The sequence below is a fragment of the Falsirhodobacter sp. 20TX0035 genome, assembly GCF_028307215.1.
Lineage (GTDB): Bacteria > Pseudomonadota > Alphaproteobacteria > Rhodobacterales > Rhodobacteraceae > Falsirhodobacter.
In genome coordinates this window covers 374,092-386,663 of sequence record NZ_JAQMHV010000001.1, presented here as the reverse complement: position 1 = coordinate 386,663, position 12,572 = coordinate 374,092, and the positions used below count along the sequence as shown (strand labels likewise).

12 protein-coding genes are annotated in these 12,572 nt (G+C 67.3%); 9 read left to right on the top strand and 3 right to left on the bottom strand.

What is annotated here, in order from left to right; genetic code table 11:
- Positions 1–87: 87 nt before the first annotated feature.
- From PIJ50_RS02025 to PIJ50_RS02000, 6 genes are all read left to right on the top strand, one after another.
- Complete coding sequence (locus tag PIJ50_RS02025; RefSeq protein ID WP_271972239.1) at positions 88–552, top strand: c-type cytochrome; 465 nt, start codon at positions 88–90, stop codon at positions 550–552.
- Between the two features lie 88 nt (positions 553–640).
- Complete coding sequence (locus tag PIJ50_RS02020; RefSeq protein WP_271972237.1) at positions 641–2,494, top strand: extracellular solute-binding protein; 1,854 nt, start codon at positions 641–643, stop codon at positions 2,492–2,494.
- On the top strand, positions 2,495–3,589 hold the full coding sequence (locus PIJ50_RS02015) for a microcin C ABC transporter permease YejB (RefSeq protein ID WP_271972235.1): 1,095 nt from the start codon (positions 2,495–2,497) through the stop codon (positions 3,587–3,589). It begins immediately after the preceding gene.
- On the top strand, positions 3,586–4,689 hold the full coding sequence (locus tag PIJ50_RS02010; protein ID WP_271972233.1) for an ABC transporter permease: 1,104 nt from the start codon (positions 3,586–3,588) through the stop codon (positions 4,687–4,689). The genes PIJ50_RS02015 and PIJ50_RS02010 overlap by 4 nt, the downstream gene beginning before the upstream one ends.
- Positions 4,686–6,260, top strand: a complete 1,575-nt coding sequence (locus PIJ50_RS02005; RefSeq protein ID WP_271972232.1) for an ABC transporter ATP-binding protein — start codon at positions 4,686–4,688, stop codon at positions 6,258–6,260. The genes PIJ50_RS02010 and PIJ50_RS02005 overlap by 4 nt, the downstream gene beginning before the upstream one ends.
- Positions 6,257–7,477 (top strand): glycosyltransferase, encoded by a 1,221-nt coding sequence (locus PIJ50_RS02000; RefSeq protein WP_271972230.1) that lies wholly within the window; start codon positions 6,257–6,259, stop codon positions 7,475–7,477. Before PIJ50_RS02005 ends, PIJ50_RS02000 begins: the two co-directional genes overlap by 4 nt.
- A gap of 15 nt (positions 7,478–7,492) precedes the next feature.
- Here PIJ50_RS02000 and PIJ50_RS01995 read toward each other — a convergent pair whose 3' ends face one another.
- Positions 7,493–8,902: a D-alanyl-D-alanine carboxypeptidase family protein gene (locus PIJ50_RS01995; RefSeq protein WP_271972229.1), complete on the bottom strand. Its 1,410-nt coding sequence runs from the start codon at positions 8,900–8,902 to the stop codon at positions 7,493–7,495.
- 133 nt (positions 8,903–9,035) lie between these two features.
- Complete coding sequence (locus tag PIJ50_RS01990) at positions 9,036–9,746, bottom strand: HAD family hydrolase (protein ID WP_271972227.1); 711 nt, start codon at positions 9,744–9,746, stop codon at positions 9,036–9,038.
- 79 nt (positions 9,747–9,825) lie between these two features.
- On the opposite strand from PIJ50_RS01990, the gene clpS reads away from it, so the two are divergent.
- Together clpS and PIJ50_RS01980 are read left to right on the top strand one after the other, a co-directional pair.
- On the top strand, positions 9,826–10,170 hold the full coding sequence (clpS, locus tag PIJ50_RS01985; protein WP_271972225.1) for an ATP-dependent Clp protease adapter ClpS: 345 nt from the start codon (positions 9,826–9,828) through the stop codon (positions 10,168–10,170).
- A complete protein-coding gene (locus PIJ50_RS01980) occupies positions 10,171–11,133 on the top strand; it encodes a class I SAM-dependent methyltransferase (RefSeq protein WP_271972224.1) in 963 nt (320 codons plus the stop codon).
- Here the strand turns inward: PIJ50_RS01980 and PIJ50_RS01975 are convergent.
- The gene (locus PIJ50_RS01975) at positions 11,115–11,525 is read right to left on the bottom strand and encodes a hypothetical protein (RefSeq protein WP_271972222.1); all 411 of its coding nucleotides are present in this window, start codon (positions 11,523–11,525) and stop codon (positions 11,115–11,117) included. The two genes, PIJ50_RS01980 and PIJ50_RS01975, sit on opposite strands and share 19 nt — an antisense overlap.
- A gap of 100 nt (positions 11,526–11,625) precedes the next feature.
- On the opposite strand from PIJ50_RS01975, the gene hemF reads away from it, so the two are divergent.
- Complete coding sequence (hemF, locus tag PIJ50_RS01970) at positions 11,626–12,480, top strand: oxygen-dependent coproporphyrinogen oxidase (RefSeq protein ID WP_271972220.1); 855 nt, start codon at positions 11,626–11,628, stop codon at positions 12,478–12,480.
- The last annotated feature ends 92 nt before the right edge of the window (positions 12,481–12,572 follow it).

Here is a 12,572-nt window from a genome sequence, read left to right as displayed (position 1 = left end):
TGTCCCCCCTTTTGCCTTGTTCGTATACCTTGCGAGGGAAGGGGGGAAGCCGCTACATCCCCCCGGATGGCACCGAAGGGGACACGCATGATCCGGCTGATCGCGGCGGGGGCCGGGGCGCTTCTGGTCTATGGGGGGCTGACGGGCCTCGCCTCCGTCCTTTATGCGCCCCCCGTCGTGCCGCTCGCCTATGCCATCGCCCCGGTGGAGGCGCCGCCGCCCCCGCCCAGCGCGGCAGAGGTTCTGGCGCAGGGCGATCCCGCCCATGGGCGCGACGTCTTCGTGCGCTGTCAGGCCTGCCACAAGCTGGGCACCAACGGCATCGGCCCGCATCTGGACGGCGTGGTGGGGCGGGCCAAGGCCTCCGTTCCCGGGTTCGCCTATTCCGGCGCGCTGCGGGCCACGGCGGACCAGGCCTGGACGCCGGAGGATCTGGACGCCTTCCTGACCAACCCGCGCGGCTATGCCCCCGGCACGAAGATGGCCTTTGCCGGGCTGCCCAATGCGCAGGACCGGGCGGACGTGATCGCCTATCTGCAAACACAGCCGTGAGATTTCGCCGCGCACCCTCACACAATCGCAACTTGAGGGGGGCGCGGGCGAAGGATAGCATCCCCGGAACGCTTTGAAGGAGAACGGGATGATCTTGTCGCGCCGGACGATGATGGGGGCCCTTGGCCTTTCGGGCTTCGCGATGGCGTATCCCGGCCTGCGGCCCGCGCCCGCAGGGGCGCAGGAACCGGCGGGCGATCCGTCGGAAATCCTGTCCTCGCACGGATTTTCCACCTTCGGCGACCTGAAGTACCCGGCCGATTTCGCGCATCTGGATTACGTGAACCCGCAGGCCCCGAAGGGGGGCGAGATCTCCATTTGGGCGGCGGGCACCTTTGACAGCTTCAACCCCTACGCCCGCGTCGGCCGTGCCCATGCCGTGTCCGTGCTGCCCTATGAAAGCCTGCTGGAGTCCGTCGCGGACGAGGTGAGCGGCAGCTACGGCCTTGTGGCCGAACGCTTGGAATATCCCGAAACGCAGGACTGGGTGATCTTTCACATGCGCCCCGAGGCCACCTTCTCGGACGGCACGCCCGTCACGGCGCAGGACGTGGTGTTCAGCCACAACCTGCTGCTGGAACAAGGGTTGCCCTCCTATGCGCAGGCCGTGAAGGCCTCGATCCCGCTGGCCGAGGCGCTGGACGATCACCGCGTGCGCTTCGTCTTCGCAGACGGAGTGCCGCGCAAGAACCTGATCAGCCAGGCCGGCGGCGTGCCGATCTGGTCGCGGGCGTGGTACGAAAAGACCGGCGCGCGGCTGGATGAAAGCCGGCTGGACACCTCGCCCGGGTCCGGCCCCTACCGGATCGACAGCTGGGACGTGAACCGGCGCATCGTGATGCGGCGCAACCCCGACTACTGGGGCCGCGACTTGCCGATCCGGCAGGGCCGCGCCAATTTCGACACCATCCGGGTGGAGTTCTTCGCCGACACCTCCGCCGCGTTCGAGGCGTTCAAGGCGGGGCAGTTCACCTTCCGGCAGGAAAACAGCTCCATCACTTGGGCGACGGGCTATGACTTCCCGGCCCTGACGCGCGGCGACGTGGTGAAGGAGGAGTTGCCGGACGGCTCTCTCCCGCCCGCGACGGGGTTCGTGTTCAACCTGCGCCGCCTGCAGTTCCAAGACCGGCGGGTGCGGCAGGCGCTGGCGCTGATGTACAACTTCACCTGGACGAACGACACGCTGCAATACGGCCTGTTCCAGCAGCGCGAAAGCTTCTGGCAGAACAGCGATCTTCAGGCGCAGGGCGTGCCGCAGGGCCGGGAACTGGAGCTGCTGCAGGAGGTGCGCGACCTTGTCGCCCCCGAGATCCTGACCGATCCCGTCACCGTGCCCCACAGCTCGGGCGACCGGCAGGTGGACCGGCGCAACCTGCGCGCGGCGCTGGCGCTGATGCAGGACGCGGGCTGGACGCCCGACGACAAGGGCCAGCTGATGAAGGACGGGCAGGGTCTGGTGGTGGAGTTCCTGACGGGCGACCCGCAGATGGACCGCTACATCCTGCCTTACGTGGACAACCTGAAGGCGCTGGGCGTGAACGCCACTTATCGCCGCGTGGACCCCGCGCAATACACCAGCCGCGAACGCGACCACGACTGGGACATGATCGTGGACGGCTATTCCAACGGCCCCGAGGAGGGGACGGGCATGGAGCAGCGCTATGGCAGTGCGGCAAAGGACGACCTCTTCAACCCAGCGGGCTATGCCTCGCCCGCGGTGGACCACCTGATCCGCCGCGTGATCGAGGCGGAAACGCAGGAGGACATGGCCGCCGCCGTTCGCGCCGTGGACCGCATCCTGCGCCATGAGACGATCATGGTGCCCACATGGTATCTGGGCAAGCACTGGGTCGCCTACTGGAAGGAATACGGCCGCCCGGAGACGCTGCCCCCCTACGATCTGGGCCAGCTGGACTTCTGGTGGTCCACGAAGGCCGCGTGAATGGGAGCCTACATCCTTCGCCGCCTTCTTCTGATCGTGCCCGTGCTGTTCGGGATCATGGTCATCAACTTCGCGCTGGTGCAGTTCGTGCCAGGCGGCCCGATCGAACAGATCATCGCCAACATGCAGGGGCAGGGCGATGTCCTTCAGGGCGTGACCGGCGGGCAGCAGGATGCGGGGGTGACGTCCGACGTGACCTCGGGGCTGACGGGCACGACCTATGTCGGATCGCGGGGCCTGCCGCCCGAATTCATCGCCCAGCTTGAAGCGCAGTTCGGTTTCGACAAGCCGCCGCTGGAACGCTTTCTGCTGATGATCGGCAACTACCTGCGGCTCGATTTCGGGGAAAGCTACTTCCGCTCCATCTCGGTGGTGGACCTGGTGCTGGAAAAGATGCCGGTGTCGATCTCGCTCGGCCTCTGGTCGACGCTGATCGCCTATCTGGTGTCGATCCCGTTGGGCATCCGCAAGGCGATGAAGGACGGGTCGCGCTTCGACACATGGACCTCGGCCCTGATCATCGTGGCCTATGCCATTCCGGGCTTTCTGTTCGCGATCCTTCTTCTGGTGCTGTTCGCGGGCGGAAGCTACTGGCAGTGGTTCCCCATCCGGGGCCTGACCTCGGACAACTGGGAGAGTTTCGGCCCCCTGCACAAGATCGCGGACTATTTCTGGCACATCGCGCTGCCGGTTCTGGCCTCCACCATCGCCAGCTTCGCCACGCTGACGCTGCTCACCAAGAACAGCTTTCTGGACGAGATCAAGAAGCAGTACGTGATGACCGCCCGCGCCAAGGGCCTGACGGAAACGCGCGTGCTGTACGGCCACGTCTTCCGCAACGCGATGCTGATCGTGGTCGCGGGCTTTCCGGCGGTCTTTGTCAGCGTCTTCTTCGGCGGCAGCCTCATCATCGAGACGATCTTCTCCCTCGACGGGTTGGGGCGTCTGGCCTACGAATCCGCCGTGGGGCGCGATTATCCGGTGGTGTTCGGGACGCTGTTCATGTTCAGCCTGATCGGGCTGGTGGTGAACCTGATCTCGGACCTCATGTATGTCTGGATCGACCCCCGCATCGATTTCGGGAGCCGCGGATGACCCCCCTGAACCAGCGCCGCTGGCGCAATTTCCGGGCCAACGGGCGGGCCTTCTGGTCCCTGTGGATCTTCGTCGTGCTGTTCGGCATCTCTCTGTTCGCCGAGGTGGTGGCCAACGACAAGCCGCTGCTGGTCAGCTATCGCGGCGAATGGCGGATGCCGGTGTTCAGCTTCTATCCCGAAACCGCCTTCAACGGCGACTTCCGGACCGAGGCCGACTACAACGCCCCCGAGGTGCAGTGCCTGATCGTGACGGGCGGGTCGGACCTGTGCCTTGACGATCCCGACACTTACAAGGCCGAGGCGGAAGCGCATGGCACCGTCGACGGGCAGCCCGTGCAGGCCGGCTGGCTGCTGTGGCCGCCCATCCCCTACAGCTACGACACGGTGAACAACCTCGAAGGGGCGGCTCCGTCGGCCCCCGACGCGCGGCACTGGCTGGGCACGGACGACACGGCCCGCGACGTGCTGGCGCGCGTGATCTACGGCTTCCGCCTGTCGGTGGCCTTCGCGCTGATCGTGACGCTGCTGACCTCGGTCATCGGGATCGCGGCGGGGGCGGTGCAGGGCTTCTTCGGCGGCTGGGTGGACCTGACCTTCCAGCGCATCATCGAACTCTGGTCCTCCACCCCCATGCTTTATGTCATCATCATCGTGGGCGCGATCTGGCAGATGGGGTTCTGGCTGCTGGTGATCCTGTCGGTGCTGTTCGGATGGACGGCGCTGGTGGGCGTGGTGCGGGCCGAATTCCTGCGGGCGCGCAACTTCGAATACGTGCGTGCGGCGCGGGCGCTGGGCGTCGGCAACGCGCGGATCATGTTCCGCCACGTGCTGCCCAACGCCATGGTGGCCACGGTCACCATGCTGCCCTTCATCATCGCCGGCGCCATCGGCAGCCTCGCGGCGCTGGACTTCCTCGGCTTCGGGCTGCCGTCCTCCGCCCCCTCGCTGGGGGAGTTGACGTTGCAGGCCAAGCAGAACCTTCAGGCGCCGTGGCTGGGCTTCACCGCCTTCTTCACCTTCGCGCTGATGCTGTCGCTCCTTGTCTTCATCTTCGAAGGCGTGCGCGACGCCTATGACCCCAGAAAGACCTTCAAATGACCGTGCTGGAGGTGTCCGACCTGAACATCCGCTTCCGGCAGGAAGGGGCCACGCATCACGCGGTGCGCGGCGTGTCCTTCACGGTAGAAAAGGGCGAAACGGTCGCGTTGGTGGGCGAAAGCGGGTCGGGCAAGTCCGTCACCGCCCTGTCCACCGTGTCCCTTCTGGGCGACGCGGCCGAGGTGACCGGCTCCGTCCGCTATCAGGGGCGGGAGATGGTGGGCGCGTCCGAGCGCGAATTGCGCGCCGTGCGCGGCAACGACATCAGCTTCATCTTCCAGGAGCCGATGACCTCCCTCAACCCGCTGCACACGATCGAACGGCAGCTGGCCGAAAGCATCGCGCTGCATCAGGGGCTGCGCGGGGCAGCGGTGCGGGCGCGGGTGCTGGAACTTCTGAAAAAGGTGGGCATCCGCGACGCGGAAAGCCGGCTGGGCGCCTATCCGCACCAGCTGTCGGGCGGGCAGCGGCAGCGCGTGATGATCGCGATGGCGCTGGCCAACGGGCCGGAACTGCTGATCGCGGACGAACCCACCACCGCGCTGGACGTCACCATCCAGGCGCAGATCCTGGAACTGCTCGCCGACCTGAAGGCGCGCGAGGGGCTGAGCCTTCTGTTCATCACCCACGATCTGGGCGTGGTCCGTCGCATCGCGGACCGTGTCTGCGTTTTGCAGAACGGCGTGATCGTCGAACAGGGGCGGACGGCCGACATCTTCGCCAACCCGCAGCATCCCTACACGCAAAAGCTGCTGGGGGCCGAACCGCGGGGCGTGCCCGATCCGGTCGCCGCCGACGTGGCCGAGATTCTGCGCACCGACGATCTGCGCGTGTGGTTCCCGATCCATGGCGGTTTCCTGCGCCGCGTCACGGGCCATGTGAAGGCGGTGAACGCGGCCAGCCTGTCGGTGCGCGCCGGTGAAACGCTTGGGGTGGTCGGGGAATCGGGGTCGGGCAAGACCACGCTGGCGCTGGCCGTGCTGCGCCTGATCGACAGCGAGGGGCCCATCGTCTTCATGGGGCGCGACGTGCAGAACCAGCGCGGGCGCGCCCTGCGGGACCTGCGCCGCGACATGCAGGTGGTGTTCCAGGACCCCTTCGGCAGCTTGTCCCCCCGCATGACGGTGGAGGAGATCATCGCCGAAGGTCTGGGCGTGCACGGCACCGAAGGCAACCCGCGTGATCTGGTGGCGCAGATCATGACGGAGGTTGGCCTCGATTCCGCGACCATGAACCGCTATCCGCACGAATTTTCCGGCGGACAGCGCCAGCGGATCGCCATCGCCCGCGCCATGATCCTGCGCCCGAAGCTCGTGGTGCTGGACGAGCCGACCTCGGCGCTGGACATGACGGTGCAGGTGCAGATCGTTGAACTGCTGCGGGGGTTGCAGCGGAAATACGGGCTGGCCTACCTGTTCATCAGCCATGACCTGCGGGTCGTCCGGGCGCTGTCGCACCGCATCATGGTGATGCGCAACGGCGACGTGGTGGAGGCGGGGGAGGCGGCGCAGGTCTTCGCCAACCCGCAGTCGGATTACACCCGCGCGCTGCTGAAGGCGGCCCTGTCGTGAAGATCCTGCTGGTGCACCAGAATTATCCGGGGCAGTTCCTGCATCTGGCCCCGGCGCTGGCCGCCCGGGGGCATGAGATCCGGGTGCTGACCGACGCGCGCAACACCCGGCCCGCGGGGTTTCCCCGGACCACCTACACCTTTGCGCCGGATCCCGTGGATGCGGGGGCGACGCGGCTGGGCCGCAACTACACCACCCACAGCGACCGGGGCGTGGTGGCCGCCCGTGCCGCCCGACAGATGCGGGCCGAGGGCTATGTGCCGGACGTGATCTTCGGCCATTCCGGCTGGGGGGAAACGCTGTTCCTGAAGACCGTCTGGCCCGAGGCGCGGCTGATCGTCTATGCCGAGTTCTACTACAACGGCGTCGGCCAGGACGTGGGCTTCGACACGGAATGGAACAAGGCCGGGTTCGACCAGGTGATGATCGCGCAGGGCCGCGCCGCGCATCTGGGGCAGGCGCTTCTGCACGCCGATGCGGGCCTGTCGCCCACCGAATGGCAGGCCGGCACGCATCCGCCCGCCCTGCGCCGCATGATAAAGGTGATCCACGACGGCGTCGACACCGCCCGCATGGCCCCCGATCCCGACGCCGTGGTGACGCTGCCCGATGGCCCCACCCTGCGCGCGGGGGACGAGGTTCTGACGCTGGTGAACCGCAACCTCGAACCCTATCGCGGATATCACATCTTCATGCGCGCCCTGCCGGCGATCCTGAAGGCGCGGCCAAAGGCGCAGGTGGTGATCGTGGGCGCCGACGGCGTCAGCTATGGCCGCGCGCCCGATCAGGGCACCTGGCGCAACCTGATCCTTGAGGAGGTGCGCGACCGCATCGACCTGTCGCGCGTCCATTTCACCGGGCATGTCAGCTATCCCGTGTTCCGCAGCCTGATGCAGGTCACGCGGGCGCACGCCTACCTGACCTATCCATTCGTGCTGTCTTGGTCGATGCTAGAGGCGATGTCGGCGGGGGCGCTGGTCATCGGATCGGACACCGCGCCGGTGCGGGAGGTGATCCGCGACGGGGAAAACGGCCTTCTGGTCGATTTCTTTGACGTGCCCCGCTGGGAACAGGTGCTGACCGAGGCGCTGGCCGAGCCGGAGCGCTTCGCCCCCCTGCAGGCGGCCGCGCGGCGCACGGTGCAGGAGCGGTACGATCTGCACGACGTGTGCCTGCCGCGCATGATCGCCTTCGTGGAAGAACAAAGGCCGGGCTGACACCCGGCCTTTTCGTTACGGTCCGATCTCGAAGCATTCCTGCGATCGCGCCCTCAGCCGTCGGCAGGCGAGGCTGGCCTGATCTTCGGACAGGCCCATGATGTTCGCGTCATAGCCGTCCGCGCGCTTCACGATCTTGCGCAGCCCTTCGTTCAGCGAGGCGCTTTCCGTCAAGGCGATCTGCGTCATCGCCCGATCGGCCGCGTAGCTGGAATTGAAGCGTCCGACATTCACGCCCCAGTGCCGCCCGCCCGAGGTGGACACCATGGTCACCACCTCCTGCGGCTGCGCTTCGGCGACCTTTTCGGCCACCACCTCGAACGGCAGGGGTTCGGCCGCCGCGGCCGCCACGGCGGCGTTGATCGAATCGGTGTCCGTCACGGGAAGCGGCGCGGCCGAGGCGACCTGAACCGCGTCGTCGATGCTGTCCTGCATCCCGATGCCGGGACTGCCCGGACGCAGGCGCGGGCGCAGGGAACTGGCGACCAAGCTCGCCTCGGCCGCCGTCGGCGTCGTGGGCTGCGGGGCCACGGCCTGCGGTGCGCTGGCCACCAGCGGCGCGCTTGTGCCCGAATAGTTGGGCGCGGGCGGCGGGATGATCGGCGCGTTGGCAGGGGCCTTCTGGAAGCCCAGATCCAGCAGCTTCGCCATCTTGGCGTTCCGGTCGGCGGTGGAGGTGCCGCCCATGACCGTCGCGATGATTCGCGTGTTGCCGCGCAGGGCCGAGGCGGTCAGGTTGAAGCCCGCGGCCGAGGTGTAGCCCGTCTTGATCCCGTCCGCGCCTTCATAGGCATCCAGGAACCGGCGGTTGGTGCTGGCGACGGTGGCCATGCCCGCATCCGTGCTGCGCCGCGAGAAGAGGTTGTAATAGGCCGGGAAGTCGAAGAACAGGTGCCGCCCCAGCGTCGACAGGTCGTGGGCCGAGGCGAGGTGACCCGCCCGCGTCAGGCCGTTCGCGTTCTTGAAGGTGGAGTTCTGCATGCCCAGCGCCCGCGCGGTGCGGGTCATCATCTGGGCGAACGCTTCCTCGTTCCCGCCGATCGCGTCGCCGATGGCCGAGGCGGCGTCGTTGGCCGATTTCACGGCTGCCGCGCGGATCAGGTAGCGCAGGGCGATCTTTTGACCGGCCCGCAGACCCAGGCGCGAGGGTGGCTGCGACGCAGCGTTCTTGGACACCGTGACCAGCGTGTCCAGCGTGATCTTGCCCTGCTGGATGGACTGGAACGCGATGTAGAGCGTCATCATCTTGGTCAGGGACGCCGGGTTCAGCGGCGTCTCGGCGTTTTGCGAATAAAGTGTCTCGCCGGTGCGCGCGTCCATGACGTAGGCGGCGTAAGGCGCGGCGCGCGCCATGCCGGCCAGCCCAATGGCCACCCATGCGGCAAGAAGTGCGATACGGACGCACTGCCCCAGAAGCGAAGTCATCGCCTGTCCCTTGTCTGTTCTGCCTTCGACGCCCCTTTCATTGATCGAAGGGGCTTTGTCCCGGAAACGGTAACACAGGGTCCGCCCTGTCGAAACCCTTATTCCTCTGGCATTTTCGTGACGTCGCGTAGGGTCAAGATGATGTGTTTGCACCGTCCAGCGCCGCAAGAAGTGCGGGCAGCCCGGACAGGTCGGGCAATTCGTGGAAGCGGGGGGCCGCCTCGGGGGGTTCGGCATGGTCCAGGGCCCAGACCGGGCCGTGCGGCACATGCACGCCGTGGCCCCCCGCCGCCAGCATCGGCAGCACGTCGGAGTTGAGGGAGTTGCCCACCATCACCCCCCGTTCCGCCCCGTCGCCGTGGCGGCAAAACAGGCGGGCATAGACGGCGGGCGTCTTGTCCGACACGATCTCCACCGCGTGGAACAGATCGCCGAGGCCGGAAGCCGCGAGCTTGCGTTCCTGGTCCAGAAGGTCGCCCTTGGTGATCAGGATCACCTTGTGGGTGCCGGCCGCCGCCTCCACCGCCGCGCGGGCATGGGGCAGCAGATCCACCGGATGGGCCAGCATCTCGCGTCCCGCCGCCAAGATCTCGGCGATGACGCCGGCGGACACGCGGGCCTCCGTCACCTCGATCGCGGTTTCGATCATGGACAGGGTGAAGCCCTTCACCCCGAAGCCGTAGCGGCCGAGGTTGCGGCGCTCGGCTTCCAGCAGCCGGTCGTTCAGGTGATCGACGGGGGCATGATCCGCCAGCAGTTCGACGAAGCGGTCCTGCGTCAGCCGGAAGAAGCTTTCGTTGTGCCACAGCGTGTCGTCCGCGTCGAAGCCGATGGTCGTCAGCATGCGTCCCCCTTTTTCCCGGCCGCCGAATGGGCTATATTCCATTCCATCCCCCTCCGTGAACCGTCAAGGGCCCGCTTTCATGGCAATCACTCCGCTTTTCATGGCCGGATCGCCCAATCAGCCGGGCGACGACGCCTCGATCCTGACGAAGACCAAGCCGAAGACGCAGCGCCCGCCCTTGTACAAGGTGATGCTGCTGAACGACGATTACACGCCGATGGAATTCGTGGTCCACGTGCTGGAACGCTTCTTCGGCCTGACGCACGCCCAATCGTTCGAGATCATGCTGACGGTCCACAAGAAGGGCCTCGCGGTCGTGGGGGTGTTCAGCCACGAGGTGGCGGAAACCAAGGTGGCGCAGGTGATGGATTTCGCCCGCCGCCACCAGCATCCTCTGCAATGCACGATGGAAAAGGAAGAATAAGTGCGATCAGCCCGACTGGAGCTTGCCCTTGGCAGTCTTGACCTGCCGGAAGGGCGGATCGCCGTTCTGCGCCCGCGTCTGGGGGACGACCTTTCGGCCCTGCCGAAGGATCGCGTCACCGTGGTCACGGGCTTCAAGCCGGACTACGAACACTTCGCCGCCCAAGGCTGGCAGGTGGCGACCGACTGTCCTGAAGATGCGGCGACCGTGATCGTCTGCCTGCCCCGCGCCAAGGCCCACGCCCACGCGATGCTGGAACGTGCGTCCCGCGCCGCGCTGGCCGTGGTGGACGGCCAGAAGACGGACGGCGTCGATTCGATCCTGAAGGACCTGCGCAAGCGGGGCGAGGTGTCGGAGCCGGTCGTGAAGGCGCATGGCAAGCTGTTCACCTTCCGCGCCGACCTGTCGGAATGGGCGTCGCGGCCGGTGATGGTGGACGGGTTCCAGACGGTGCCGGGGGTGTTTTCCGCGGACGGCCCCGATCGCGGGTCGGTCCTGCTGGCGCAGGCGCTGCCCGCGCTGAAGGGCCGCGTGCTGGATCTGGGCGCCGGTTGGGGATACCTTGCCCGCGCCGCGCTGGAAAAGGGCGCCAAGCAGGTCGATCTGGTGGAGGCTGAGGCCGACGCCCTGGCCTGCGCCCGCGTGAACGTTGCGGACGAACGGGCGCGGTTCCACTGGGCGGACGCCACGGCGTTCCGGCCCGACCAGCTGGCCCATCACGTCATCTGCAACCCGCCCTTCCACGTGGGGCGCGACGCCGATCCGCGTTTGGGCATGGCCTTCGTCATGGCGGCGGCCGGAATGCTGGTGCCGGACGGGACGCTTTGGCTGGTCGCCAACCGCCACCTTCCGTACCGCGAGGCGCTGGACGCCCGCTTCCGCAAGGTGGAGGAGATCGCCGGCGACAGCGCCTTCCGCGTGATCCGAGCCGACGGTCCGATCCGTCAGCGCGTGGCGGGATAGGTCGCCGCGCATTGCGCGACGGCCGCGTTGGCGGTGCGCGCAAGGCTGGCGCGCTTGTCGCGCAGGCTTTTCAGGGTCGCCGCCTCCTCGTTCAGGTTGACGGCGACGGCGCGTTCCCGCGTCTCGATCTCGTCCTCCCAGCACATGCGGGGGGCGCCGCGCACGATGTGGCCGTCGCGGGTGCGGACGGGATACCAGCCGCATTGCCGCCATGTCGGGCGCGTGACCTGGTACTGTTCGACGCCATAGCCGCGGGACAGCGTCCCCTCGGTCTGCACGATCAGGCGGTCGACCACGCGCAGGTTGCGGGTCGCTTCGGACACGCAGCGTTCGCGGGGGGTGGCGCAGGCCGCCAGCGCGGCCATCAGGGGCAAGACGAACAGGGCTTTCATCGGATCCTCCACTGCGACGAAATATAGCGTGGGCGCGTGGCGCTTCCAATGGTCCTTGCAGCGGCTTCCTGCTACGGATTCGCTCCAAGGAGTGCATGCCATGGACGAATTGAAGACCCGCGCCTCGGACTGGTTCAACCAGCTTCGCGACACCATCGTCGCCGCCTTCGAGGCGGCGGAAGACTCGACCGCTTCCGCCGCCCCGGCGGGCCGGTTCGAGGTGACGCCGACCACCCGCGCCGAGGGCGGTGGCGGAGGCCGGATGAGCGTGATGCGCGGAGGCCGCCTGTTCGAGAAGGTGGGCGTCAACATCTCCACCGTGCACGGAACACTATCACCGGGGGCGGCCAAGGCCATGGCCTCGCGCGGGGTGCCGGGAATCGAGGACGATCCGCGCTTCTGGGCTTCGGGCGTCAGCCTCGTGGCACACATGCAGAACCCGCATTGCCCGGCCGTCCACATGAACACTCGCATGTTCTGGACGCCCGGCGCGTGGTGGTTCGGGGGCGGGTCGGACCTGAACCCCTGCATCGAATACGATCAGGACACGGCCCAGTTCCACGACACGCTGAAGGGTGGCTGCGACCGGCACGACCCGACCTACTATCCCCGCTTCAAGGCCTGGGCGGATGAATACTTCTACATCCCCCACCGCAAGCGTGCCCGGGGCGTGGGCGGCATCTTCTATGACGACCTGAACACCGGCGATTGGGAGGCGGATTTCGCCTTCACGCAGGAGGTGGGTCGCACCTTCCTGCTGGCCTTCCTGCCGCTGTGCGACCGCCGCCGCGACACGCCGTTCACGGAGGCCGACCGCGAAACGCAGCTGATCCATCGCGGGCTTTATGCGGAATACAACCTCGTCTACGACCGGGGCACGAAGTTCGGTCTGGAATCCGGCCACGACGCGAACGCCGTACTGATGAGCCTGCCGCCCTTGGCCCGCTGGCCCTGATCCGACGGAAAGGCGCCCTGGTCGGGCGCCTTCGAGTCCTGCAGGGGCGCTTCATCGCGTGCAGCTGCGTTCCGGAAGTCGGTCACCTTCGG

Excerpts from the sequence above, each read along its gene's own strand:
- PIJ50_RS02025 (WP_271972239.1), top strand. The coding sequence starts at position 88 with ATGATCCGGCTGATCGCGGCGGGGGCCGGGGCGCTTCTGGTCTATGGG.
- PIJ50_RS02020 (WP_271972237.1), top strand. The coding sequence starts at position 641 with ATGATCTTGTCGCGCCGGACGATGATGGGGGCCCTTGGCCTTTCGGGC.
- PIJ50_RS02015 (WP_271972235.1), top strand. The coding sequence starts at position 2,495 with ATGGGAGCCTACATCCTTCGCCGCCTTCTTCTGATCGTGCCCGTGCTG.
- PIJ50_RS02010 (WP_271972233.1), top strand. The coding sequence starts at position 3,586 with ATGACCCCCCTGAACCAGCGCCGCTGGCGCAATTTCCGGGCCAACGGG.
- PIJ50_RS02005 (WP_271972232.1), top strand. The coding sequence starts at position 4,686 with ATGACCGTGCTGGAGGTGTCCGACCTGAACATCCGCTTCCGGCAGGAA.
- PIJ50_RS01995 (WP_271972229.1), bottom strand. The coding sequence starts at position 8,902 with ATGACTTCGCTTCTGGGGCAGTGCGTCCGTATCGCACTTCTTGCCGCA.
- PIJ50_RS01990 (WP_271972227.1), bottom strand. The coding sequence starts at position 9,746 with ATGCTGACGACCATCGGCTTCGACGCGGACGACACGCTGTGGCACAAC.
- clpS (WP_271972225.1), top strand. The coding sequence starts at position 9,826 with ATGGCAATCACTCCGCTTTTCATGGCCGGATCGCCCAATCAGCCGGGC.
- PIJ50_RS01975 (WP_271972222.1), bottom strand. The coding sequence starts at position 11,525 with ATGAAAGCCCTGTTCGTCTTGCCCCTGATGGCCGCGCTGGCGGCCTGC.
- hemF (WP_271972220.1), top strand. The coding sequence starts at position 11,626 with ATGGACGAATTGAAGACCCGCGCCTCGGACTGGTTCAACCAGCTTCGC.